The 22,875-nt window shown below is 55.6% G+C and carries 25 protein-coding genes and 2 riboswitches; of the genes, 11 read left to right on the forward strand and 14 right to left on the reverse strand.

All coding sequences use genetic code 11. The annotated features are described in order from the left end of the window. Positions 1-680: 680 nt before the first annotated feature. From QMF38_RS01365 to QMF38_RS01375, 3 genes are read left to right on the forward strand one after another with little or no spacing between them, the layout of a single operon-like run. Positions 681-1,364 (forward strand): SGNH/GDSL hydrolase family protein, encoded by a 684-nt coding sequence (locus tag QMF38_RS01365; protein WP_052012166.1) that lies wholly within the window; start codon positions 681-683, stop codon positions 1,362-1,364. Between the two features lie 48 nt (positions 1,365-1,412). Continuing rightward, positions 1,413-1,763, forward strand: a complete 351-nt coding sequence (locus QMF38_RS01370; RefSeq protein ID WP_281758421.1) for an SGNH/GDSL hydrolase family protein — start codon at positions 1,413-1,415, stop codon at positions 1,761-1,763. A gap of 36 nt (positions 1,764-1,799) precedes the next feature. Further along, on the forward strand, positions 1,800-2,153 hold the full coding sequence (locus QMF38_RS01375) for a hypothetical protein (protein ID WP_281758423.1): 354 nt from the start codon (positions 1,800-1,802) through the stop codon (positions 2,151-2,153). 455 nt (positions 2,154-2,608) lie between these two features. Here the strand turns inward: QMF38_RS01375 and QMF38_RS01380 are convergent, their stop codons facing one another. From QMF38_RS01380 to QMF38_RS01390, 3 genes are all read right to left on the reverse strand, one after another. Continuing rightward, entirely contained in the window at positions 2,609-2,947 is a 339-nt protein-coding gene (locus QMF38_RS01380; protein WP_040288346.1) for a hypothetical protein, read from the reverse strand. Positions 2,948-3,471: 524 nt separating this feature from the next. Beyond that, positions 3,472-4,965 carry a malate dehydrogenase (quinone) gene (gene mqo / locus QMF38_RS01385; RefSeq protein ID WP_390853768.1) on the reverse strand — a complete coding sequence of 498 codons (1,494 nt, stop codon included), beginning with the start codon at positions 4,963-4,965 and terminating at the stop codon, positions 3,472-3,474. Between the two features lie 200 nt (positions 4,966-5,165). After that, positions 5,166-6,113 (reverse strand): DMT family transporter, encoded by a 948-nt coding sequence (locus tag QMF38_RS01390; protein ID WP_232302275.1) that lies wholly within the window; start codon positions 6,111-6,113, stop codon positions 5,166-5,168. Positions 6,114-6,238: 125 nt separating this feature from the next. Here QMF38_RS01390 and QMF38_RS01395 point away from each other — a divergent pair, with 125 nt between their 5' ends. After that, positions 6,239-6,673, forward strand: a complete 435-nt coding sequence (locus QMF38_RS01395) for a hemerythrin domain-containing protein (RefSeq protein ID WP_040288343.1) — start codon at positions 6,239-6,241, stop codon at positions 6,671-6,673. A 12-nt stretch (positions 6,674-6,685) separates the two neighbouring features. Here QMF38_RS01395 and QMF38_RS01400 read toward each other — a convergent pair whose 3' ends face one another. Further along, the gene (locus QMF38_RS01400; RefSeq protein ID WP_006445611.1) at positions 6,686-7,495 is read right to left on the reverse strand and encodes a Nif3-like dinuclear metal center hexameric protein; all 810 of its coding nucleotides are present in this window, start codon (positions 7,493-7,495) and stop codon (positions 6,686-6,688) included. A 287-nt stretch (positions 7,496-7,782) separates the two neighbouring features. After that, positions 7,783-8,988 (reverse strand): type I methionyl aminopeptidase, encoded by a 1,206-nt coding sequence (gene map, locus QMF38_RS01405; RefSeq protein ID WP_052012165.1) that lies wholly within the window; start codon positions 8,986-8,988, stop codon positions 7,783-7,785. A gap of 142 nt (positions 8,989-9,130) precedes the next feature. Here map and def point away from each other — a divergent pair, with 142 nt between their 5' ends. The 5 genes from def (at position 9,131) to thiE (ending at position 13,249) form a co-directional block, all read left to right on the forward strand. Beyond that, positions 9,131-9,910 carry a peptide deformylase gene (gene def, locus QMF38_RS01410; protein ID WP_052012164.1) on the forward strand — a complete coding sequence of 260 codons (780 nt, stop codon included), beginning with the start codon at positions 9,131-9,133 and terminating at the stop codon, positions 9,908-9,910. A 60-nt stretch (positions 9,911-9,970) separates the two neighbouring features. Then, a riboswitch (TPP riboswitch) is annotated at positions 9,971-10,070 on the forward strand. A 62-nt stretch (positions 10,071-10,132) separates the two neighbouring features. After that, positions 10,133-10,846, forward strand: coding sequence for a thiaminase II (gene tenA / locus QMF38_RS01415; protein ID WP_281758431.1), 714 nt, complete (start codon positions 10,133-10,135; stop codon positions 10,844-10,846). Then, positions 10,839-11,744 carry a bifunctional hydroxymethylpyrimidine kinase/phosphomethylpyrimidine kinase gene (thiD, locus tag QMF38_RS01420; RefSeq protein ID WP_006445606.1) on the forward strand — a complete coding sequence of 302 codons (906 nt, stop codon included), beginning with the start codon at positions 10,839-10,841 and terminating at the stop codon, positions 11,742-11,744. The genes tenA and thiD overlap by 8 nt, the downstream gene beginning before the upstream one ends. 36 nt (positions 11,745-11,780) lie before the next feature. After that, positions 11,781-12,587 (forward strand): hydroxyethylthiazole kinase, encoded by an 807-nt coding sequence (thiM, locus tag QMF38_RS01425; protein ID WP_281758433.1) that lies wholly within the window; start codon positions 11,781-11,783, stop codon positions 12,585-12,587. Between the two features lie 11 nt (positions 12,588-12,598). After that, a complete protein-coding gene (thiE, locus tag QMF38_RS01430) occupies positions 12,599-13,249 on the forward strand; it encodes a thiamine phosphate synthase (RefSeq protein WP_281758434.1) in 651 nt (216 codons plus the stop codon). 155 nt (positions 13,250-13,404) lie between these two features. On the opposite strand, the gene QMF38_RS01435 is transcribed toward thiE, so the two are convergent. Next, entirely contained in the window at positions 13,405-15,027 is a 1,623-nt protein-coding gene (locus tag QMF38_RS01435) for an MDR family MFS transporter (protein WP_006445603.1), read from the reverse strand. A 3-nt stretch (positions 15,028-15,030) separates the two neighbouring features. After that, the gene (locus tag QMF38_RS01440; RefSeq protein WP_281758436.1) at positions 15,031-15,507 is read right to left on the reverse strand and encodes a MarR family winged helix-turn-helix transcriptional regulator; all 477 of its coding nucleotides are present in this window, start codon (positions 15,505-15,507) and stop codon (positions 15,031-15,033) included. 209 nt (positions 15,508-15,716) lie between these two features. On the opposite strand from QMF38_RS01440, the gene QMF38_RS01445 reads away from it, so the two are divergent. Beyond that, a complete protein-coding gene (locus QMF38_RS01445; protein ID WP_281758437.1) occupies positions 15,717-16,397 on the forward strand; it encodes a TIGR00266 family protein in 681 nt (226 codons plus the stop codon). Further along, positions 16,397-17,041, forward strand: coding sequence for a histidine phosphatase family protein (locus QMF38_RS01450; RefSeq protein ID WP_281758439.1), 645 nt, complete (start codon positions 16,397-16,399; stop codon positions 17,039-17,041). Before QMF38_RS01445 ends, QMF38_RS01450 begins: the two co-directional genes overlap by 1 nt. 11 nt (positions 17,042-17,052) lie before the next feature. On the opposite strand, the gene cobS is transcribed toward QMF38_RS01450, so the two are convergent. The 7 genes from cobS to bluB form a co-directional block, all read right to left on the reverse strand. After that, a complete protein-coding gene (gene cobS / locus QMF38_RS01455; RefSeq protein WP_281758440.1) occupies positions 17,053-17,838 on the reverse strand; it encodes an adenosylcobinamide-GDP ribazoletransferase in 786 nt (261 codons plus the stop codon). 14 nt (positions 17,839-17,852) lie between these two features. After that, a complete protein-coding gene (cobU, locus tag QMF38_RS01460; protein ID WP_281758441.1) occupies positions 17,853-18,398 on the reverse strand; it encodes a bifunctional adenosylcobinamide kinase/adenosylcobinamide-phosphate guanylyltransferase in 546 nt (181 codons plus the stop codon). After that, positions 18,395-19,192, reverse strand: coding sequence for an ABC transporter ATP-binding protein (locus tag QMF38_RS01465; protein ID WP_281758442.1), 798 nt, complete (start codon positions 19,190-19,192; stop codon positions 18,395-18,397). The genes cobU and QMF38_RS01465 overlap by 4 nt, the downstream gene beginning before the upstream one ends. A 5-nt stretch (positions 19,193-19,197) precedes the next feature. Further along, a complete protein-coding gene (locus QMF38_RS01470) occupies positions 19,198-20,211 on the reverse strand; it encodes a FecCD family ABC transporter permease (RefSeq protein WP_281758444.1) in 1,014 nt (337 codons plus the stop codon). After that, positions 20,208-21,191, reverse strand: a complete 984-nt coding sequence (locus tag QMF38_RS01475; protein WP_281758445.1) for an ABC transporter substrate-binding protein — start codon at positions 21,189-21,191, stop codon at positions 20,208-20,210. Before QMF38_RS01475 ends, QMF38_RS01470 begins: the two co-directional genes overlap by 4 nt. Before the next feature lie 110 nt (positions 21,192-21,301). Next, a riboswitch (cobalamin riboswitch) is annotated at positions 21,302-21,498 on the reverse strand. A 32-nt stretch (positions 21,499-21,530) separates the two neighbouring features. Next, positions 21,531-22,133, reverse strand: a complete 603-nt coding sequence (locus QMF38_RS01480; protein ID WP_281758447.1) for a cob(I)yrinic acid a,c-diamide adenosyltransferase — start codon at positions 22,131-22,133, stop codon at positions 21,531-21,533. Then, positions 22,130-22,807 carry a 5,6-dimethylbenzimidazole synthase gene (gene bluB / locus QMF38_RS14760; protein ID WP_281758547.1) on the reverse strand — a complete coding sequence of 226 codons (678 nt, stop codon included), beginning with the start codon at positions 22,805-22,807 and terminating at the stop codon, positions 22,130-22,132. Before bluB ends, QMF38_RS01480 begins: the two co-directional genes overlap by 4 nt. Positions 22,808-22,875 lie beyond the last annotated feature (68 nt).

Below are 22,875 nucleotides of genomic sequence, written 5' to 3' on the forward strand. Positions count from 1 at the left end.
TACCCGATGCTCGTTAGAAAAGGGGATCATACACTACTCTGAGGTTCTGGAGGTGATGATGTTGAACATTGGCATGCTATTTCGATGGGGCTCTGTTCTGATGAACATGGTTCAGGATCCAAACATCCATCTACTAGCCCGAGGAGCGTGGACAGGTATACGAAAACTGCGGGGGGCCATGGAGCCGGGTGTTCCGTCGCATCCCATGGCTGGAACCCCAAACACATCTGGTACACAAGGGTTTTCGTATGGTTTGGGAAGTCCGCTTAGCCCCAATCGCTTATCCGACCAGGATGCTTTGAAAGGCTCCGGATCCGTCCCAAGTCTGAAAGGCCCCTTTAAGACTGGACCCAGCGAAGCCGAAATCAAACAGTTACTGCGAGATCCAAGGGTGCAGCAATTCCTAAGCGAAAATCCCCAGATGCGTCGCATGATTGAAGAAGCCTCCAAGCGATCGCATAAGGGACAGCGCGGGGGCAAGCTGGTGCCGAAACTGTTCGGTAAACCGCGGCAAGTGGAGTCGCCTGCCAAAGGGTTTAACGAACCATTCCCGTTTCCGTGGATGCAACAAAGACCAACAGTCCCTGCAAACCCGTCACGATATCCCAATTCACAAATACGAAAGCGAAGGCCTTGAACCCATTCGCATGACACGCTTCAGGCTTGAAGGGAGAAGCGATATGAAGCGAAACCTATACGTTGCGCTCGGGGACTCCATCACCGCCGGGTACGGTGCGCCCCATCCACATGCGACATTTGTCTATCAGGTCTCGCAATTTGCACACGAACAGGGACTTGCAGACCATACCATGATCGTTGCCCAAAACGGATGGACGAGCGGAGATCTGTGGAAAGCCGTTAACGTTATCGGTGAGGCGGTTTGGAAACAGACAAATATGATCACGTTGATGACAGGTGGCAATGACTTGCGACGCCTGTTACGGCGTTTCTATCTCCCAATATCGGGGCCAGCCATTACCCCAGCCGTCATCGATCGCGTGAGCGCGGAATTCACCTACAACATGAACTTATTATGTAATTTCATCTACAAACGTAACATTCCGTACGTGATTGTCACCACCGTATACAACCCCATACCACATTTTCCGATTGCGGTTGCCGCTTTTGATAGGCTAAACACCGTGATACGCAAGCTTGCCGAAGCGTACCGGTTTACGGTCAGCGACGTGTTCGCAGGATTTCAAAACCGCGAACATCAATTGATTGAAGGTTACCGCAATGGAAAGTTCGAGGATCTGGCCTTACCTTTTCGTCGCCCAATTCACCCAAATCATGCCGGACATGCGCGAATCGCCGAAGTCATCAAAAAGTCGTTGCGCAGCATGGCTCCGCCTCTGCCGTAACACGTTATGGGTCACTGGCATCTATACATATACAAGGGGTTGAGCGCGATGGCAAGAGACATCTACGTGGCGATTGGCGATACTGTTACAGCGGGACAGGGAGCGAGCCATCCGGGACTCGGGTTCGTACAGCATGTCAGCAAATATTTACGTGATCAATCGTTCGCGCAGCGCACAGTCATCATGGCCCTTCCAGGTCTTACGGCTAAACGACTGTTTCAACTCGTAGCGACGACCAGAGTCAATCTGTGGGACGACGTCAATCTTATTACTGTTTGTTTTGGTAGCGCCGACCTACTTCGACTGTTGCGACCGGCCGTTCGCAGCTCCCATACACATGCCCGCCCACCGCGGAGTGTGTTAAAACACGCGGACGAGTTTGGCTATCATACGGATTAATTGTTTCGTCTCATTCGCGAGAAACAGGTACCACATGTGCTCGTTACAACATTGTATAACCCGCTGCCTGGGTTTGCGCCCGCCCGTGAGTTTGTCGAAGGAATGAACAGTATCATTTACGACTGTGCTAGTTACTATAAATTCCCTGTCGTTGATTTGGAAAAGGGGTTTGCCCATAACGAGGCGTATCTAATTGACGGGTACCGCACTGGAAGTGTCCTAGACTTGATGAATCCTTTGCGCAAGCCGATTCTGCCTAACAACGCAGGGCATAAGCTGATTGCACATCTGATCACCCAACGTCTCAGCCAATTGTTGACCAAAAAGAAGCAAAGCCAAAAGTCGGGAACCAATCGGCCGGGAAAACTTCGCAGGCGCTTAACAACGTGAACTGAGAGGAAGGCTTGGTGCACGCCGAAGCCGAAACAGACCACACACCATATCACAATGTCCGATGCAACGATGACCTCGCATCGACGGTATACCCTCGACTATATCGCATCCTATTGCTCCAGTTGCACGTATGAACGCCCCGAAAGTATATCCTGCCATATGTATAATCTTGACTCCATACACAATTTCACAATAAGACTACCACAAGCCTTGCGTTGCGTGTCATTCTCAGAGATGTATGCAGTCCACAGCAGGCTTGCAAAAGGAATGGGCGGCTACACAGCGTCTTACATAGCCATGTAGCCATCCAACGCAAATCTTTCAAGATAGTACTGACACTCCTTCGCCAATGCCGTGATCGACAAACAAGCGAAGAGAGGTGTGACGAGTCCCTGCCCAAACGAAAGTTGGCCAGTGATTCGTGAACATAAGAAGCAATGCCTACTGTATGGTTACCACCACCAGCCGGCCAGCCCCCACAAGACGTAGATGATGAGGAAGGAAACCGCCCAGCGGCCCCAACCCCACCCCCAGCCACCATATCCTCCGCCAAAGCCGCCGTATCCGGCTCCTGGAGCACCTCCCCATTGTGCTAGGGCCAGGTCCAACCTCTGCAACTCGTCATCACTGACATTGGCACTGGCGAACTCAGTAGGGATATATTTGCGTGGCGAAAGGATGATGGCTGAGTCTTGGGTAACCCGTTCGACAAATCCCACGTGATACCCATATTTGGTTCGAAAGCCAACCATCTTTCCGATATACCGCTCACAATCCGCTTTTGTACACACGTCCGCAACCTCCTTTGTTCCACAACTTGCATTACATATGGAGTTATGGACGACCATCAGCCCGTCATCAGTACACCGGTGTTGTTGTGCAAGTTGTAACGTAATTAGGAACGAGGAGGAAGAACAACACGAAGATAATCAGAAACACAACCGCCCACCTTGTGTAGCCACCAAATGCACCGTACATGTGTCACACCCCTTTCCCTTGCGGCATGCTTTACGTTACGTGACTTTGACTGCTCATCGCTATCGGCAACCGCCTGAACAAGCGTGCCTATTTTCGTAGAAGCTTTGATAGCTCAAACAAGAGGACGTATGTTCACGCATGCCGCTCTTGCCGATGTGACGTCAACCCGCGATGGTTGATTTCCGTTTGGTGTGTCGCTTGTAAAGACAAAAACAGCTCTGCTAGGTCATTTCCCAGCAGAGCTGCAATTCAAAACCAGCGTTCTTTATGAACACCTGCCTGAAGGCTTATCTCGTGCAATGCAGGCGGTGAAACATACGGACGTACTCTAAAGACATTACGCTTGCACGCTGCCATGCGCTGAAGCGAGCCCCAAAGCCTCGGCAGTCATAGCCTGAATGGAGCGCATCAAATCCGGATTTTCATTTAACGCTTCGCCATAAGACGGAATCATTTCGCGAATTTTTGGCTCCCAGTCGGGTAGCTTATCCGGGAAGCACTTTCTGATGACATCCATCATGATGGAAACGACGACCGAAGCTCCGGGCGATGCCCCAAGCAATGCCGCCACTGAACCATCCGACGCACTGACAACTTCCGTACCAAATTGAAGCGTGCCTCGTGGATTGCTCTTAATGACCTGCACGCGTTGCCCCGCCACAATTAAGCTCCAATCCTCATTGCGGGCTGTGGGTACAAACTCACGCAACTCATTCATACGTTGGTTTTTTGTCAACATCAATTGCTTGATCAAATACCATGTAAGACCGGCATTTTTCAGTCCGGCGGCAAGGAGCGTGGTGAAGTTGTGTGGCTTTACGGACTTCAGCAAGTCCAACATTGAGCCGGTCTTCAAGAACTTTGGTGAGAATCCGGCAAACGGCCCGAACAACAGGTACTCGCGGTTGTTAATCACCCGCGTATCCAGATGCGGAACCGACATCGGCGGCGCGCCAACAGGCGCCTTGCCATACACCTTCGCGCGGTGTTCTTTGACGACATCTGGATTTTCACAGACCATGAAGAGCCCGCTGACCGGAAATCCACCAATCCCCTTCCCCTCGAGAATGCCGGACTTTTGCAACAAATGCAGGCTCCATCCACCTGCGCCAATGAATACAAAGCGAGCACTATGCTGTTCGATCGCGCCTGTCTTGGTATCACGCACATCTAGATTCCAATAGCCATCGCTCGTTCGCCGCAAATTCTGAACCTGTTTGTTACACTGAATGTTTACCCCGTTCTTCTCTAAATAGGAGAACAACAGACGCGTCAGAGCACCAAAATTCACATCTGTGCCAGAACCGATCCAGGTAGCTGCAATGGGTTTGTCCGCCGATCGATCCTTCATCATCAAGGGAATCCACTCGGACAATTGCTGCGGATCATCCGAATACTCCATTCCTTGAAACAGTGGATGCTCTGACAACAAGGAAAATCGCTTTCGTAAAAAAGCGACATTGGCATCCCCTTGAACAAAGCTCATGTGGGGAACAGGCACGATGAAGTCGCGCGGATTCTCGATGATGCCTTGGTTCACCAAATACGACCAAAACTGCCTTGAGACCAGAAACTGTTCATTGACGTGTATCGCTTTACTGATATCGATCGATCCGTCGGGACGCTCCACGGTATAATTGAGCTCACACAAAGCTGAGTGACCCGTGCCTGCGTTATTCCACTCATTTGAGCTCTCGACAGCAATTTGATCCAGACGCTCAAAGACACTGATAGTCCAGTCGGGAGCCAACTGTTGAAGCAACGTGCCTAACGTGGCACTCATGATGCCGGCACCGATCAACACAACATCTGATCTGTTTTGTACTTCCATCCGGGTCCCCATCCTTATAGCCATTAACCTTTATTTCGGAGATTGACGCAATAAAGTTACATTCAAACATGGATATTAGATTGAAAGCATAAAAACGGGCTGTCGAAGATTCAGCAACGTTCGACAACCCCTATAGTATAAATCATAACAATCCAATTGGCTAACCGACTTACATATTTCACATATCCAAAGTAAGAAGATCATTTGCGCGATCGCGACAGGATGGACACGGTCAGAAGGACACAAAGGCCACCACAGATAGACAACGGGCCCATTTGAACATGAAGTACGGTCAGAGCCAAGATGGCCGCCGAAAGCGGCTCTCCGCAAGCGAGCAAACTCGCCTCAGCAGGCTCAATGTATTGCAGGCTTACCATGTATAGGTAAAAGGCAAGTAATGTGCCAAAGAGTACAACAAATGCGACTAATCCCCATGCCCCAATCGGCAAGGTCGGCATCGTTTGGGGGCGCACAGTAGCGACGCTCATCATCACCCCGCCAACAAGCATTCCCCATCCTGTCGTTGCCGCGGCACCAAATTGCGCGAGAAGACGTTGCGGATAAATAGAGTAAAACGCGACCGCGAATGCGGAAGCTAGTCCCCAAACCACCGCAAGAGGTGCTATCGACAAGCTCGTGACGCGCCCGTCCGTAACGAGGAGGGCCGACCCAACAAGCGCCAGTGCCAGGCAAATAAATTGAGTGCCTGAAGGTAGTCGTCGACTCCGAAAGGCACTATAGGCGACGATGACGAGCGGGCTTAGATACTGCAGGATGGTCGCTGTCGCCGCATTGCCATAGCCGATGGCCGCAAAGTATGTGTATTGCACACCCAGCAAACCAACAAGGCCGAACACCAACATTCCGGCGGCGGATCGCAGATTGCGCCACGGGGCAAACACGCTCGCCCATCCTTCGCGCAAGCCAACGATGACGACTAGCAAAAAACCGGCGATGGTCATGCGTACGGCGACGAGCCAGCCTGGGGCAACGCCGTGACGCTGAAAGAGAACTTGCGCCGCGGTGCCAGAAACGCCCCACAAAACCGCGCCGAGCAAGGCAAGAAACAGGCCTTTTAAGCGTTTGAACCTGTTTGCGTCGGATACGACGTCCGGCTGTAAGGACGTCTGCGTCGTTAATTCTGACAACAAAATCCCCCCTGTTTTTCTCATTCCAGAACGCACTTCACCGAATGATGAAGCGATGATATATCTTTGTGGTACACTCGTTGCCAAAGACAATGTACGCACTTTCCAAGAAAGGGGCACACGTTATGGCAACCAAGCGCCATCCATCCCTGCAGCCGCTCTCCCGCCACCACCACCATGCACTCGTCGTGGCTTTGCATCTGATTAAACAGGAACTGCCCAGCGACGAACTGCGCGCAGAACTTGAGCGCTTTTGGCACAATGGAGGCCAAGAGCATTTCCGCGAAGAGGAAGAAGTGCTTTTACCGGCCTACGCGAAACACGCGCCACTCAACAGACCCGAAATTGTGCAGTTACTCCTGGAACACGTTCAGGTGCGCAGCATGGTCAGCCAAATCTGTGACGAGCACCGCGATGACGTGATGCAAGAACTGGGTAAGTTGTTGCAAAGTCATGTTCGCAATGAGGAACAAGTCGTATTTCCCATGATTGAAGCCGCCCTCAGCGAACCGGAACTGGAGCGACTGGCGCCGTATTTCGCGGAACACTACCCAGGATAATGTACTTTATCGTTACAGAACCCGGAATACGGGATGCAGTGGAAAAAAACGCACTGGGATTGGGGCAACAAGGTCTCGCAGACTGTCCGCTATCATTTCCATGCCAGCTTCTTCGCTCTGCTGATGGCCGATGATCACCATCGCTTTGGCGTGCCCCATCGCCACAGCGTCGCGCACATACTCTGCCGTCTCCCATTCCGGTCCTTCGCCTACAATAATCACGTCGAGATCGGCTTGCCGCAAATAGGGAATGGCGGCCGCCCCGCCGCCGCGGTATCCCGGCAACAAGCCTGCGCGGCGACATATTAGCGTCGGGTGACCCACGACGCGTACTTGTGAAAGACAAAAGGCCTTTTTGATTTGGTTTATAAGCTGTCCCAATGAAATGGGCGATAATTGCACAATGGGAGCGTCGAAGGAAGTACGATAACCATCGCCCATCATGTCACGCCAACCGAGCCTTTTGGCCATCCCCTGAACAATCCAGTCGGGACGAGTTCGGTGAGGACGGTCGTGCAATCTATACACCGCCAAATTATTCTTCACAATATATTCCAGCTTTTCAGCATACACCGGATCTTGGCTTAGTTCCCCCGAACCGCCCATATGCTGATAGAACAACCCTTCGTGCGAAATGATGAGATTAGCCTCCTGCTGTACTGCATCTTGAAGCACCTCGTACGATGCGATAAACGTGACAGCCACGCCGTGTACCAAATCGTCCATATCGCCAAACACGAGTTGATCCACCGTCTCGCATTCGCCATTGGACCACGGCATTATGAATTCCAGGTGATGCACAATATCGCGTACAGTCGTCATGATGACTCCCCCAGACTTTAGCTTACATCAACTCCTGCTTGGGGAGGAATACCTTGTTGCGAAGAAAACGGCATGTTTACTATCCTCGGCGAGTCTTTCGCAGACCTTTGCAATCCCCAAGAACAAAAAAACCACCCGACCGCTTGGTCGAGTGCAATAAAGGCGGCGTTATATCCGCCCTCTGGAGACACCTTGATTGTCGCAGACCACAACGTTTGCTTCATCGCCCATCTGTACGATTTTCCGATAGTCCTTCCAGACTAACTTCATGAGTGTCCATTTGCGCATCACAAGCGTTTAGTCATCAACCAAGTGTTGCTTTGCGGCCTTCCTACTTCCACGAATCCGAGTCGCTGATAAAAGCGCAACGCTCGTTCGTTGTTCGTTTGGACACACAGTTGCAAGGTGTTGCAGCCGAGCCGTCTCCCCTCCCCTTCCAGCCATGCCAGGATCGCTCGGCCTCGCTGTCTGCCCTGCTGCTCCCGCCGTAGGACGATTGTGTGCAGGTGCAAGCGCCTTCCCTGCCGCGCGTAGGATACAAAGCCCAAAAGGCGACCGCCTTCATCCTGTATCGCCAGCGGGATCGCTCCGCCAGTAAACAAATCTTGAGGCGTTACGCGGCGGCCCCAAGCCTCGAGAAGGATGGGATCCATCTCCTTTGCGACCAATTGTACAAGCTCGGTCTGATCCACCTTTGCAGCCGGAACGAGGAGCATTTCCGCGACCCGAATCGGCTGTTGCTCATCTGCGGATCGCGTGATCACTTCTGCCACGCCATCCCTCACGATCACGGTATCTTCGACGTGCACGCTCAAGTCGCCATGCATCGTGACATCCGCCCACCCGTTGTCGGCACGACGTGCGTAGCGGCTGACCTGCGCAATCACCGGTTCAATGGCCAAGACCATCCCTTCGCGCAAGCGGGGTCCTAAACCAGGCGGCCCAAAGTTAGGAAGCCACGGATCCTCATGCAAACTTATTCCAGTACCGTGTCCGACGGCCTTGTGGATGATGCGCATGCCAGAGTGTTTGACCATCTCGCCGATGGCATGCGAAATGTCCGAACATCTACCCCCGGCCTTTGCATGCTGGATTCCCGCCGCTAAAGCTGCCTCCGCGACTTCCAGCATCCTACGCGCTTCGCGTGTGCCATCCCCTACCACGTACGATCGCGCGGCATCGGTGATCCAGCCGTCGACTGCGACGGCGATGTCAACTTTGACGAGATCCCCAGACTGTAATCTGTACGCCCCCGGCACGCTATGCCCTATCTCGCTGTTCACCGACACGCAAATTTCGCCCGGAAAGCCGTGCACACCCTTGATGGCCGACTTCGCCCCAGCAAGCCGCATCGCAGCGACGGCAACTTCCTCTAAATCGCCCGTCGTGATCCCGGATTGTATGGCCTTGGCGACTGCGCGATGGACCTCGGCATTGGCCCGCCCGCAAGTGCGCAACGCATCCAGCTCACCATCTGTACGCACCTCAATCATCTTTGCACTCTCCTCTCCCAGCATCGATACGCTAGCCCGCACATGTGTGCAACAGCCGTTGGCATAGGTGGACGCTTGGTCAAACGTCATACCTGCTGCATTGTATAGAGATCGATAGAGATGACAGGATGGAGGAACCGATGTGGCCATAAAATCGATTTTGCAAGGGGATATCCCTGAACTGCGCCAGGCCTCACAGCCCGTCACGCAATTTGACGACCAACTTGCCGAGCTTGTCAGGGACCTTATCGATACGCTCGAAGCGCACCGCGGGCTTGGGTTGTCCGCACCGCAAATCGGTTGTTTACAGAACGTCTTCGTGACAGACGCCGGCGATGGCGTGAAGATATTCGTCAACCCCACGCTACACGAACCCAGCGGGTACGCAAAAGCATACGAATCGTGCCTCAGTTTTCCCGATCACGCCTTATGCATTGAACGCCCCACGCGGGTGATCGTGCGTGCTCAGGACATCCATGGCACGCCCTTCGAACTGGAAGCTTCCGGTCTTTTGGCACGCATCGTCTGTCACGAGTACGATCATCTGCAAGGTGTGCTGTTCATCGATTATTTAAGCGAGGAAGAGTTGTTCGAACAACTTCTGGCAAACGCTTACGTCGTCGACGATGAAGAAGATGAAGAGATGGCGATGTCAACCGCGGCGCAGGCAGCAGCGGGCACAGGCGACGCAACCAGCCCGAGCGCCGAAGAAGAGCTGCGTCAAGAGCGGCAAATGATTGTCGACATGCTCGCGGAAGTGTCTTGGAAATTGGCGCTTGCCATCGATATGCTGCGAGAGGACGCGAGTGGTTGGACGGACGGCGTCAACTGGCACGGGTTGCAGAAGGCAAGTGAAACGCTGGAAGACACATTCGCTGGCTTATCGGAACGCCTGGCCACGGACGCAACGCCGCACAGATAGGTCCTCTGATGCGCGGGACACGCGCGTCTCGTTATGCTATCATTACAGTCGATCACACATGGATGCCACTAGGGGAGCGCTTGCTGAGACGGAGTGCGGCTCCGGACCCTTAGCACCTGATCTGGGTAATACCAGCGTAGGAAAGTGGCTCGCTGCGCGGATCGATCCGCCGACTGCGCCGTTTTTCCCCTTGTTGGCCTCCACCCTGAAGGAGGCTGGATGATGCATTTTTCCACAGAACTCTACGAGGCATCGCGGCCGATTTTTGCGGCCACGCTCGCACATCCTTTCTTGCAAGGCATTGCGCAAGGCGAATTGCCGCGCGACGCCATTGTGCGCTACGTACAACAGGATGAACTTTACTTAAACACATACTGCCGCGTCTACGCCAAAGCGCTTGCCTGCGCAGACACAGACGAACATATGCGCGATTTTTACGATCGCGTTGGACTACTGCTGGAAGGTGAACACGAGGCGCACGACAATCTCCTGCAGGTTGCGGCGGTACGCCCGGATGAACGCGGCACAAGTGCCGAAAAACTTCCCACCCTGCACCACTACGAAAGCCATTTGCTCGCCGTCGCAGCGACGTCCGATTTCGGTGCGATCATCGCCGCCATCCTGCCTTGCCACTGGCTGTACGTCGATCTCGCGCGCAACATTGTGAACAAGGTGCAACCCGGCCCCGACCATCCGTTTTCAACGTGGCTCTCCTTTTACGCGAGCGACGACATGAAAGCCAGTCTAGACCGCTTGCTGAACATGCTGGATCGGCGGGCCGCCATCGCCAATGAAGAAGCCAAGGCGTTCATGCGCACGGCTTACATGACAAGCTGTTATTTGGAATACCGCTTCTTCGATATGGCTTACCGCGGCGAGTCATGGTTGCCCGCAAATAGCACACTGGACAGTGGCAGGCGTGATTGCGATGTTTAAAACGAACGCTGGGCACATTGCGCGCATGCTGACCATCGCTGGTTCGGATTCCGGCGGTGGCGCAGGCATTCAGGCCGACTTGAAGACGGCCCATCAGTTTGCCGTGTATGGGATGTCCGCCATCACAGCCATCACGGCTCAGAACACGCTCGGCGTACAAGGCGTCTTCCCGCTTTCTCCAGATGCCATCTTGCAACAGCTGACATCCATCGCCGACGATCTCGGGTTCGACGCCGTAAAGACCGGCATGTTGGGCGACGCCGCTGCGATTTACACCATCGCATCGTTCCTGACAGAGCGGGCGACTTGTCCAATTGTCGTCGATCCGGTGATGGTGGCGAAAGGTGGCACTCCATTGCTCGATCCGGCCGATGTCAAGGCCGTGATCGAGCACTTGTTGCCTGTAGCAACCATCATCACGCCCAACGCCCCAGAAGCGTCAGCCTTGACTGGCATTGACGTACAATCGCTCGCGGACTGCAAGGCTGCAGCCGTGCGCATTGCCGAGCACGGGCCGCAGATGGTGGTGGTCAAGGGTGGACACATCGCGACAGACATCGCTGAACGCGAGCTCTCCGTCGACGTGGTGTATGCGAACGGTACGTTTACGTATTTTGCCGCGCCGCGCTTGCAAACCGCCAAGACACACGGCACAGGATGTACGTTTTCATCCGCGATCGCGTCCTGTTTAGCGCGCGGCATGGAACCTTTGGCGGCCATCGCCGCGGCCAAGGCGTTTATTCACCGAGCCATTCTGGAAGCCCGCAATTGGGATGTAGGCCACGGACACGGGCCAACGGATCATTCCGTACAACCGGTCTTCACAGCCAATATCGCGCCGGGCATGTTTTATCTGTTCGACGGCGAGCAGTGGCTGGAACGTAACGATATCGCGTGACCGCAGGGTGGTCCGCTAGAGAGGATGGTATATAGCATGAGTATCGGATCGTGGTTGACACGCGTGCGCGATCAGCGCCCGCTGGTGCACAACATCACCAACTTGGTCGTCACCAACGTGGCGGCCAACACATTGCTGGCCCTCGGTGCGTCGCCTGTCATGGCGTATGCACATGAAGAGGTCGCCGATATGGCTAGCATCGCCAAGTCGCTCGCGCTCAACCTTGGCACGCTCGATCCCGAGATTGTCGTCGCCATGCGGTTGGCCAGCACGGCCGCCAATCGCACCGGCGTCCCCATTGTGCTCGATCCGGTGGGTGCCGGAGCGACTCCCTACCGTACACGAGCGGCCAAGGAGATCATCGATGGCCATCAACTTGCCATCTTGCGAGGCAACGCATCAGAAATTGGTATTTTAACAGGTGCAGGCGGCTCGGTCGTCGGTGTCGACGCGGGTCAGGCAAGCGAGCATCTGATCGATGCAATGCGCGCGTTTGCCTCTGCGCACCGAACCGTCGTCGTCGCCACCGGCCCGCGCGATCTTGTCACAGATGGACAAACGGTTTGGGAATTGGCCAACGGGCACCCGCTGCTCGCCGCCATTACCGGCTCGGGCTGTTCTTTGACGGCAGTCATCGGCGCATTCGTCGGCACCGTTGACACGTGTGACCTGCACCTGTACGCCGAAGCCGCAATCGCCGCCGTGACATGCTTCAACGTCGCTGCCGAACGCGCGGCCACTCGCGCAGACGGGCCAGGCAGCTTTCAAGTTGCACTACTCGACGCCCTATACCACATCACGCCCGATGAGATCGACAAAGCTGCGCAGGTGCGCACCTTATAAGGAGGACCGCGATGATAGACATACGGGATGACTGGAAGAGCAAGCTGGCCGTTTACGCGATCACGGACGATCGCGAAGATACAAAGAGCCTTCTTGCCGCCGTCGAGGCTGCACTGGCGGGCGGTGCAACCGCGATTCAACTGCGCCGTAAACGCGACGATGGCGGTCCGCTGTTGCGGCTCGGCCTCGAAATTCGGCGTCTGACGCGAGAAGCGGGAGCGCTCTATATCGTGAACGATCGCGTGGACATTGCATTACTCACGGAAGCAGATGGCATTCATGTCGGGCAGACCGATATTCCCTGCACGCGGGTGCGCGAACTGGCGCCGGAACAGCTCATCGGCGTATCGGCGCGCACGACCGCCGAGGCCTTAGAGGCGGAACGTGACGGCGCAGATTATGTCGGAGTCGGCGCCGTCTTTCCCACGACGACCAAGGCGGACGCAATCCACAGCGGGATCGACACACTGCGCGCTATTGCGGGCACAAGTTCCATTCCCGTCGTCGCCATCGGCGGCATCGACATTGCACGGGCTCCGCAAGTCTTGGCGGCTGGAGCAGACGGGCTCGCCGTCGTTTCGGCAATCATGTCGGCTCCGTCGCCACGCGATGCCGCTCGGGCATTTGCCTCTCTCTACCGAGAATCAGATCGATCGCGATGACCATGCCAAATATTCGAACGCCGTTTGCCTGAGAAGTGAAACAAACGTAAAAGGCGGCTGTTTTAGATGATGATCCTGGTACCCATCATCTGAACAGCCGCCTGTTCGTTCACGTTGTGAACATGCTGCATTCTCACGCGTGCGTGCGCGACGCCTCAGGAAACACTTTCTTCATCTTGAGCCGAGTGAGATTCGAAATATTCTTTGCCCTTTAACTTCACTTCCGGCAGGAAGAAGGTGCCGATGAAGCTTAGAATGGCAAACACCAACCCCACCTCAAATAGGTGCTGAATGCCAAATGTCAACGACGTCTTGATAGCATCCATCAACTGCAAATACATATGGTGCCCTGCCGCACCGAATTTGTTAAATTCCCGCGCAATGGACGTTTGTGCCTGCGACGTGAGCAGGGACTGCGGATTAAGGCCAGCAAGTTTACTTTTGAACGCCGTCAGCGACGCCGGCAACGATTCGCTCAGTTTATGACTGAACGCCTTGTTGAGGATCGAGCCAAAGATGGGCGATGCGATTACGCCCGCGAGCGAACTGACAAACTGTTGCGTCGAGTTGACCGTGCCCATCATCTTGTAGGGGAAAGCGTTTTGTACGGCCATGTTCATTAACGGCATCAACGAGCCAATACCAAGGCCAATCACGACCATGTTGACCATGACCGTGCCCCACGTCGTGTGCAGGTTCATTTGATTCAGCAGAATCGAGCCTACGACAATGACCGCTCCACTCAACCAGGCGAGATAGCGGTAGCGCCCGGTCTTCGACATCACCTGGCCAGACACCATGCTTCCCACGATAAAGCCACCCATCATCGGCGTCATGACCCAACCGCTGTTCTGCGCGTTTAAACCGATGACACCTTGAACATAAATCGGCAGGAACATCAAGCTGCCAAACATCGTCATGCCGACAAACATGCCGAGAATCAGAGACGTGCTAAAAATCCTGTTTTTAAAGAGAGAAGGTGCGAGCAGCGGATCGGCGGCTTTGCGTTCCCACAACACAAACAACACGAGCACCGCCGCGCCACCAAGTAGCAGGGCCAAGGTCGGCGCCGACCCCCACGCGTATTTCGTACCTGCCCAGGTGAAGCCGAGCAGCATGGGAATCAACCCAATGGTGAGTACCATCGCCCCCAGCCAATCGACCTGCACGCGCGCTTCGGAACGGACCCTTGGCAGCGCGGCGATCACGCCGACGATAGCAAGTACAGCAAACGGCAAGTTAATATAAAACACCCAGCGCCACGACAAACTGTCGGTGATCCAGCCACCGAGCGCAGGACCCACGATGCTCGAAATACCAAACACCGCCATCATTACGCCCATCCATTTCGCGCGCTCCTGCGGCGAAAAGATGTCGCCAACGGTGGCCCGCGGCATGCTCATCATCGCGCCTGCGCCAATACCTTGAAATGCACGAGCAAAAACCAGTTCCGTCATCGTGTGCGCCATGCCCGAAACCGCGGAACCAACGCCAAACATGATGAGACCAAACAGGTAGAATGGCTTGCGCCCGAACACGTCCGACAACTTTCCGTAAATCGGAACCGTGATTGAAGACGTGATCATATACGCGGTGAACACCCATGAGTACAGGCTAAATCCCTTTAAGTCGCCGATAATGGTCGGCATGGCGGTCGAGACAACGGTCTGGTCCATAGATGAAAAAAACATCGTCAACAAAACCGTGGCAAACGCCCACCATTTTCGTTGACCCGTAATTTGATTCGTCGTTTGCACAGCGGCGGCTGTCTGCGACATCCATTAGGCCCCCTCTGCCGATTCTTGAATAATGCGGTCGACATCGACCTTCGCCGCAATTTGCGCGAGCGATTCCAACGTGCCAATACATGCGGACAACTCGCCCACATCCAATTGACCCAAACAGTGGCGAAACAAGTTTCGCCATACGCGCTCAACCTGCTTTAGCTTCGCCTCGCCCGCCGCCGTCAGTTCGATCACGACGACGCGCCGATCTTCTTGATCGCGCAGGCGAGTCACAAGCCCATGGCTCTCCAAACGGTCCAGCATGACGGTAATGGCACTCGGTGTGACCTCCATCTTCTCGGCCAACTGTGAAACCTTGCAACGGCCTTCCTCCTGGATGACGTGCAAAGTGAAAAATTGGCCGGCAGTCAATCCGACATGCATGCGGTTGACCAGATGCGGCCCGAGATGGTGTGCCAAGACCGATAATGACCGGTCAAATCGCTCCGTCAATGTGTCAATATCCTCTGCCATCGATGAAGTCCTCCACATCCTTTACGAGATACATGTTCAACCCTTAAAATGTTTATATCAATTAACATTTATACTATATAAACAGGTACTACGCGCGTCAAGCCGGAATATTAAATTCATTAAACATTCACGATGAAAATTGACGTTCAGACATCTCTAGACCATGGTAAGATACGGATACCGAAGGCGAATGGAGTGGAGGCGAAGGCATGGAGTATCAGATTCATGGCACGACAATGCAAACACTCGAAGTTCACTTGCGGCCTGGAGAATCGGTGTTCTCAGAGGCTGGCTGTCTGCTGAGCATGAGCCCAAACACGCGCATGGAAACGAAATCGCCCGGCGGTCTCGGTGGCATGTTTCGGCGAGCATTTAGTGGCAACAGCTTATTTCTCAACTATTTTCGGGCGACGCGTGAGGACTCTATCGTCCAGTTTACAACTCGTATGCCAGGGCATATCCTGCCGCTTCACCTGCGCAATTACGGCCGCGTGATCGCACAGCGCCATGCGTTTTTATGTGCGGAAGAGCACATCGACTTTGGCATCGAAGCGACCCTGAACATCGGGCGTCTGCTCGGCGGCAACGGGCTCGTGTTCACGTATCTCGATGGCGATGGCACCGGCTTTTTATCCATCGATGGCGAAGTCATTGAGCGCGATCTCGCCCGCGGCGAAAGCCTGCTCGTCCACCCGGGTCACATCGCCGCGTTCACGTCGTCCATCGACTACCGCGTGCAGGTGATGCAGGGCGTCAGCAACATGTTGTTCGGTGGCGACGGAGTCTTCCTGGTGCAGTTGACCGGGCCCGGGCGCGTCTGGATGCACTCGCTCACGGTCCACAATCTCGTGCATATCATTCAGGAATATTGGGATTCAGGACAAAATTGATGCAAACAAAATCCGGTTTCTCGCGCATGATCCTGATCAGGCATGCGCCGACGGCAGAAAACGCCCGCCACATCCTCATCGGCCGCACGGATCCGCCTTTATCGACCGCAGGCGAGCAACTGGCAGAGCGAGTGGCGACGGCGCTGGCGGATTTGTCGATAACGGCAATTTGGTCGAGCCCGCGATTGCGCGCGCGACAGACGGCAAACGCAATCGCTAAGCGACTTGCGCTCGACGAAGTGCAAATCGACGAACGCCTTGCCGAGATCGACCTTGGGGTTGTCGACGGCATGTCTGTCTGGGATGCATACGAACGGTATCGGCCTTGGTTTGAAGCATCGTTCGTCGAGGATGACAAGGACTTTGCGTTTCCGGGTGGGGAATGTTGGAGCCATGCGGCGGATCGGTTTCATAAAGGGTTGTTGGATGCCGCAGAGCATGCTTCTGCGCAAACGATATGCGTCGTGACGCATGGGGCCGTGCTGGGATTGTTTCGCGCCCGCCTCGCCGGCGTGCCATTCGCTCGTTTTCGCACGTATCAACCGCAGCACGCCAGCATTTCTGAACTTGTCCTTCATCCGGGCGACTGCACATGGGACATCGTGCGCTGGAATGACACACGTCACATCGCCGACCCTACCTAAAACGGGGCGTTTTACCCCCAGACGAACCTTGCAAAGAAGACGCCGTGATGGTGCATCGCTAACGCCACAAGTCCGATGCACCATTCGCCGCTCTCGACGAGTGCACCGTAGACGTCGCCTGTGGCGCCGCCAAACCGACGCTTTGCAAAGCGGATGGACCAGGCCGTGAGGACCGCTTGCGCACCCATGCAAACAACAGCAGGAAACCATCGGCAAACGAACAACGTCGCCGCAATGCTACCTAGCGTGATGAGCGTCACAGCACGAACGCGAAGCCGCTGTGCAAACAGTGCGCCAAGCCCGCTCGGCCTCGCGGCGGGGATTGCGACAATACCCCAAAGAAGTGCGACCCGGCTCCAGACCGGCGCGAGCCACAGGATCAACCAGTTCGATCCGCCAAGCCCATACGCCCAAAGCCACTTGCCCAGGAATAACAGCACCGCGGCAATCGCCCCCATCGCGCCGACACGGCTGTCCTTCATCACCGCGAGTGCCGCATCGCCGCGGGATCGGCTCCCCAACGCATCTGCGACGTCCAGCAAACCGTCCACGTGCAAAAACCCGGTGAGCATGCCCTGGGCAACAACCGCCAACAGGCTCGCAAGCAAAGACCCGCCTAGCCAGAAGCCGGCGCGATTGGCCAACCACGCCAGGCCGCCGATTACACATCCCACAAATGGCAACCAATATGCGGACTTGGCCAACTCGTCCGGAGTCGGTGAGCGCTTAAGTTCAGGCGCAGGCAAAATCGTAAAAAACGACCAAGCTAACGCAAAAGTCCTCCCTAGCAGTTGCAAGCTGACGTCCCCTTTCAAAGGACCCTCGCACCTGGGAGCGCCTTGAGATCGACTGCAATCCCACTTGTGACGAGAAACACTTGCTCTGCGGCACGCGCAAACGCTTGATTCATCCAACCGAGCCAATCGCGGTACAACCGCGTCTCTGGATCCGCAGGCACAATGCCGAGACCAATTTCATTCGTTACGGCGATACAGGTGGCACTAGATGCGGCCAAGGTGTCAACTAAATCTGTGAGCTTGTCCCAAAAACCCGCTTCGTCTACCTTCGCCTGAAACATCCAATTCGCGAGCAACAGGGTCAAACAGTCGATCAGATAGACATCGGCTTGTGCTGCACGCACGACGGCCGCTGGATTACATGGCTCTTCCACAGTGCGCCAGCGCCGATCGCGCGCGGCTCGATGGCGGTTGATCCGCTCCGCCATTTCGTCGTCAAACGCCTCAGCTGTTGCGACAAAGATGACCTTCGCGCCGGAGTTGGCATGATGGTCAGCCAGCATCTCGGCAAATCGGCTCTTCCCGCTACGCGCGCCGCCGGTGACCAGAATTAAGCTCATGACTCTTCCCTTTCCTCTCCATCCTTGGCAGGCAGACAGCCCATAACACTCAGACGCGGATCACCTGTGAATGGATCGGCAAAACGTCGCACACCAATGTGAAAGACTCGCTGCACAAGCTCTGTCTGAAACACTTCGTCGCGTGGGCCAAATGCTACGACAGCACCGTGATCAAGCACGATGCAAGCATCGCAAAAACGCATGGCAAACTCTAAATGATGAATAGCGAGGACGATGAGTCGCCCATCCGCTGCGAGACCACGTAGACGCGAGAGGATGTCCAGTTGGTAAAACACATCGAGATTGGCAATTGGCTCATCGAGTAAAAACACGGGCGAAGCCTGTGCCAAACAGCGGGCAATCCCTGCCCGTTGCCGCTCTCCCCCCGATATCTGAGCAAGTGGCACATCGAGCAGGCGCTCGAGGCCCATTTGAGCGACAGCAGCCATTACGGCTTCCTGCCGGGAGGAGCCCTGTGCAAAAGCGGATTCCCTGCTGTACCTTCCCATTTCCACAAACTCGCGCACGGTAAATGGGATGTCATCGCCAATAAACTGTGGCAAATAGGCGATTTGCTGAGCGCGCCAGCGCGGTGGCTGACTTGTGATAGGCAGATCTGCCACAACCACTTGCCCGGAGGTCGGCGCAATAAGTCCAGCCATAAGGCGAAGCAGCGTCGACTTCCCGGCTCCGTTTGGCCCGATCACGCCAACCACTTGGCCCAACTCAAGCGCAATGGACATCGGTTTTAAGACCGGCAAGTACGCAGCGGACTCCAGTCGCACACCAGCCATCGCGCTCATCTCCTTCGCCAACTGCGACCATGTTGAAATAATAAGAACAGAAAGAAGGGCGCGCCTAAACACGATGTGACGATGCCCACGTTCAGTTCAACCGGGGCGACCACCGTGCGCGCAACGAGATCGGAGAGCGCCAGCAGAGTGGCCCCACCTAAAGCACAGGCGGGAATCAGATAGCGGTGACGCGGCCCCACGAGATAGCGGAGAACATGTGGAACAATGAGGCCGACAAACGAAATGACGCCTGTTGTGCTCACGGAAACGCCGACGACGAGCGCACACAGCCCAAGCGCAATCTGCTTGACCCGCTGCACGGCCACACCGACACCTTCGGCATGTTCTTCGCCGGTCACCATGATGTCGAGGGCCCACGCCAAAGTCAGAAAGGCGGGCAACACAACGCCGTCGACGATGGCGAGGATAAACGTCTCGTGCCAATTGCTGCCGTCAAGTCCACCAAACAGCCAAAACATCATCTGCTCCATTGTCTGCAGTGGTGACATGTCGAGAATCGCCGTGATGATGGCGCTACACAACGAACCCACAGCAACACCAGCCAAGAGCAACGCGTAAAGATTCGTCCGGCGACCGAAAGTGGAAAGGCGATAAATGAGGACGACCACCGCAAGGCCACAAACGAACGAGCCGACAGGCGTTACCCACAGCCATTTGTTTGACCAACCTAGGGCAATGGTGAGCACTGCGCCAAGGGCACCACCGCTCGAAACGCCGATCACGCCCGGGTCTGACATCGGGTTCTTGAAAATGGCCTGGAGGACGCAACCGGCCACAGCCAGCGCTGCCCCCGCCAACAGCGCGACCAACAATCGCGGCCAGCGAATGGCACCGACGACAATCGCGTCGAGCGACCGATGGCCGCTCGCGTACGCGATGGTGTCGCCAGGAATGTGCCAAAACGGGATATAGACGGGGCCAATCCCGATTTCGAGCGCGACGGCGACGCACAAGGCGAGCCCTAACAGCGCGAACGCAAGGGGCCGCCGACACCTCATGAAAGCACCTGAACCGCCGGAACGTGCGCGTTCGGGTGAATCACTTTTGCCACATCATAAACGCCTTTCACGACATATTGCGAAACGGATGACAAGTCGGCGCTGTCGATGGCGTAAAGATGATGCTCACGGATGGCCGCAACCGACTGCAAAGCCGGATCGGACGCTAGTTTTTTGAGAAACGCGGCATCGTCGCTCGAATCGATGATCACACTGGGGTTGAGTTTGACAATCTCCTCATCAGTGATCTTGGCCCAACCCTTCAAGCTCGCGGCGGCGTTTTTCCCGCCGGCCATGCGGATGATATCGTTGACCGTCGTACCTTCGCCAGCGGCGTACCCATAAGAACTGTAATCGAGGACCGTCGGACGACCGTACGGCGCGACCGCGTGTTCGATCTTGGCGATGTTGTGATTCATATTATTTACGATGGCCTTCGCCTTTTGCGGCTCACCGACTAGCTTGCCAATGACGCCAATGTTGTGCTCAATCATCGCCACCGAGGTAAAGTCGTTGAACTCATAAACCGGAACGCCCGCACTGCGTATTTGGTTCACCACTTTTTGTGGCGCATACGATGCCATGAGCACCAAATCCGGGTTGACGGCGAGCGCCTGCTCGGCGTCGTCACCGCTCCACTGGTGAATCCCTTTGACAAGGTTCGTGACATCCGAATATGTGGCGTCGCTGGAGAGGTTGGTCACAAGTGAAATGCGCGATTTCGGAACGAGTGACACGAGAATCTCGTCCGTGCCCTCGGTGCCTGATACGATGTGCATTGGCTCTTTTTGGATGGTAACCTTGGTGCCGGTGTCGTCGGTCATCGTGATCGGAAACGAAGCGGAACTGGATGCGGCTGCCCCGCTCGTTCCTTGCGTGGCGTTACCGCCGGATCCGCCAGTTGCCGCACCACAACCGGTAAGGGCCGCAACCGCGGCCAATGCCGTTGTCCACATTGCCCAGCTTGTCTTTCGTCTCATAAAAAAATGGACCCCCATTCATCTGGAGCGTCCCTTGCGAGAAAGTTGCCTGTGTCCGTCGTGCACGCCTCTCTGGACGCGCATGTCGAAACAAACCTTTCCTCGAAGGTTGGCTCGTAAGCAGCTAGGCAGGTCTCCTGGCTCACAGGTTCGTGTCGCATCCTTCCCACCCTACGGCAGTGGATTGCAATACGTGCCTCGTAGCAAAGGCGCCTATCCTGTTCACAGTGGCGGGACCGCACCGGATTTACACCGGTTTCCCTATTCTCTTCGCTTCGCGCGAAGCACCTAGCGGCTGGTTCAGTTCGCCTTTCATCCTAGTCAGCGGCGGCCCTGCTGTCAATCCTCTTGTGGGCGATCGCGGCGCGAGCGCGGATCGCGAAAGACTGGTGGGCTATTCGCGTAGTCGATGTCGTCCACGTGCATGCGGGCATTAACGGCCCGGGCAAGGACAAAGAGCAGGTCTGACAGCCGATTTAAATACCGCAGCACCGCGCCTGGGACCTCCTCGAACTCGGCCAAACGGACAACCTGACGCTCTGCTCGGCGCACCACTGTGCAGGCGACGTGCAGGGTTGCCGCTGGTTGCGAGCCCTGGCGGAGGACGAACTTGTCCAACTTATCTGCCTCTGCTTGGTATGTATCGATGTATGGTTCCAGCACCGACGCCGCATCTTCAGGCGTGCGTAGCACATAGGCAGTCGCGGACTTTGGTGCGGCCAAATCGGCTCCGACGTCCCACAAGCGCTGCTGGATGGCAAAGAGTAGCTCGCGGATGTCCGCAAACTGTGGATCGACAAGCTGGCTTGAGGCCAAGCCAAGAAAGGCCCCGGCCTCGTCCACCGTCCCGTATGCTTCGACGCGCAAATCGCTTTTGCGTCTCCGTTCGCCGCCGATCAGCGCTGTCGTACCGAGATCGCCCCCGCGCGTGTATAATCTCATCGTATATTCTCCTTCCATGGTTTTGCCCAGCCATTAAGAAAGACAATTTCATCAATGGCGATGCGATTGCGCCAACCGACCCTCTGCAAGATGGGTTCGTCCGCAAAATGAGGCGTATAGCCCAGCGAAAGCAAGGCAACGGGATCGACGTGTTCAGGAATACCTAAGAGGGTTCGCAAATCCCCCTTTTCATACATCGATACCCAGCCCATACCTATCCCTTCCGCACGCGCGGCCAACCACATGTTCTCAATGGCACAGGCAGTCGACATCAGGTCGGTTTCAGGAATCGTGTTGCGCCCGAGTACGACGGGTCCGCCCCGCGTCGGGTCGTTGGTGACGCAAATGGTCCACGGCGCCTCGCGCAATCCCTCTACCTTTAGCCGCAAATAGTAGTCCCTCTGCTCATCTGGAAATTTCTCACCGGCACGCACGCGTTCGCGTTCGACGAGCTCGGCGAGTTCGGCAAGCAGCTGTTTATCGCGAATCGCAATGAAGTTCCAAGGTTGCATATAGCCAACCGACGGCCCCTGGTGCCCGGCTTCCAAAATGCGCCGCACGACCGTGACGGGCACGGGATCGGGCAAAAACACGCGAACGTCGCGCCTTGTGGCAATCGCTTTGTACACCGCCTTGCGCTCGGCATCGTCAAAGTCCACGGCGACCGGCGGCATCTCGCGCCTTGTATCTGCATCGTTGAAGACGAGATGGCCTTCATCGTTAGGCAGATCGCCGGCAAACG

This window comes from Alicyclobacillus hesperidum subsp. aegles (assembly GCF_027923525.1).
Taxonomy (GTDB): domain Bacteria; phylum Bacillota; class Bacilli; order Alicyclobacillales; family Alicyclobacillaceae; genus Alicyclobacillus; species Alicyclobacillus aegles.

Coding starts and splice junctions, on each gene's coding strand:
- QMF38_RS01370 (WP_281758421.1), top strand. CDS start 1,413: ATGGCAAGAGACATCTACGTGGCGATTGGCGATACTGTTACAGCGGGA.
- QMF38_RS01400 (WP_006445611.1), bottom strand. CDS start 7,495: ATGACGACTGTACGCGATATTGTGCATCACCTGGAATTCATAATGCCG.
- map (WP_052012165.1), bottom strand. CDS start 8,988: ATGATTGAGGTGCGTACAGATGGTGAGCTGGATGCGTTGCGCACTTGC.
- QMF38_RS01465 (WP_281758442.1), bottom strand. CDS start 19,192: ATGGCTGGTGTGCGACTGGAGTCCGCTGCGTACTTGCCGGTCTTAAAA.
- QMF38_RS01395 (WP_040288343.1), top strand. CDS start 6,239: ATGGCAACCAAGCGCCATCCATCCCTGCAGCCGCTCTCCCGCCACCAC.
- cobU (WP_281758441.1), bottom strand. CDS start 18,398: ATGAGCTTAATTCTGGTCACCGGCGGCGCGCGTAGCGGGAAGAGCCGA.
- tenA (WP_281758431.1), top strand. CDS start 10,133: ATGCATTTTTCCACAGAACTCTACGAGGCATCGCGGCCGATTTTTGCG.
- QMF38_RS01440 (WP_281758436.1), bottom strand. CDS start 15,507: ATGGCAGAGGATATTGACACATTGACGGAGCGATTTGACCGGTCATTA.
- QMF38_RS01480 (WP_281758447.1), bottom strand. CDS start 22,133: ATGAGATTATACACGCGCGGGGGCGATCTCGGTACGACAGCGCTGATC.
- thiD (WP_006445606.1), top strand. CDS start 10,839: ATGTTTAAAACGAACGCTGGGCACATTGCGCGCATGCTGACCATCGCT.
- QMF38_RS01435 (WP_006445603.1), bottom strand. CDS start 15,027: ATGTCGCAGACAGCCGCCGCTGTGCAAACGACGAATCAAATTACGGGT.
- QMF38_RS01475 (WP_281758445.1), bottom strand. CDS start 21,191: ATGAGACGAAAGACAAGCTGGGCAATGTGGACAACGGCATTGGCCGCG.
- mqo (WP_390853768.1), bottom strand. CDS start 4,965: ATGGAAGTACAAAACAGATCAGATGTTGTGTTGATCGGTGCCGGCATC.
- bluB (WP_281758547.1), bottom strand. CDS start 22,807: ATGCCGCCGGTCGCCGTGGACTTTGACGATGCCGAGCGCAAGGCGGTG.
- QMF38_RS01445 (WP_281758437.1), top strand. CDS start 15,717: ATGGAGTATCAGATTCATGGCACGACAATGCAAACACTCGAAGTTCAC.
- QMF38_RS01365 (WP_052012166.1), top strand. CDS start 681: ATGAAGCGAAACCTATACGTTGCGCTCGGGGACTCCATCACCGCCGGG.
- thiM (WP_281758433.1), top strand. CDS start 11,781: ATGAGTATCGGATCGTGGTTGACACGCGTGCGCGATCAGCGCCCGCTG.
- thiE (WP_281758434.1), top strand. CDS start 12,599: ATGATAGACATACGGGATGACTGGAAGAGCAAGCTGGCCGTTTACGCG.
- QMF38_RS01450 (WP_281758439.1), top strand. CDS start 16,397: ATGCAAACAAAATCCGGTTTCTCGCGCATGATCCTGATCAGGCATGCG.
- QMF38_RS01470 (WP_281758444.1), bottom strand. CDS start 20,211: ATGAGGTGTCGGCGGCCCCTTGCGTTCGCGCTGTTAGGGCTCGCCTTG.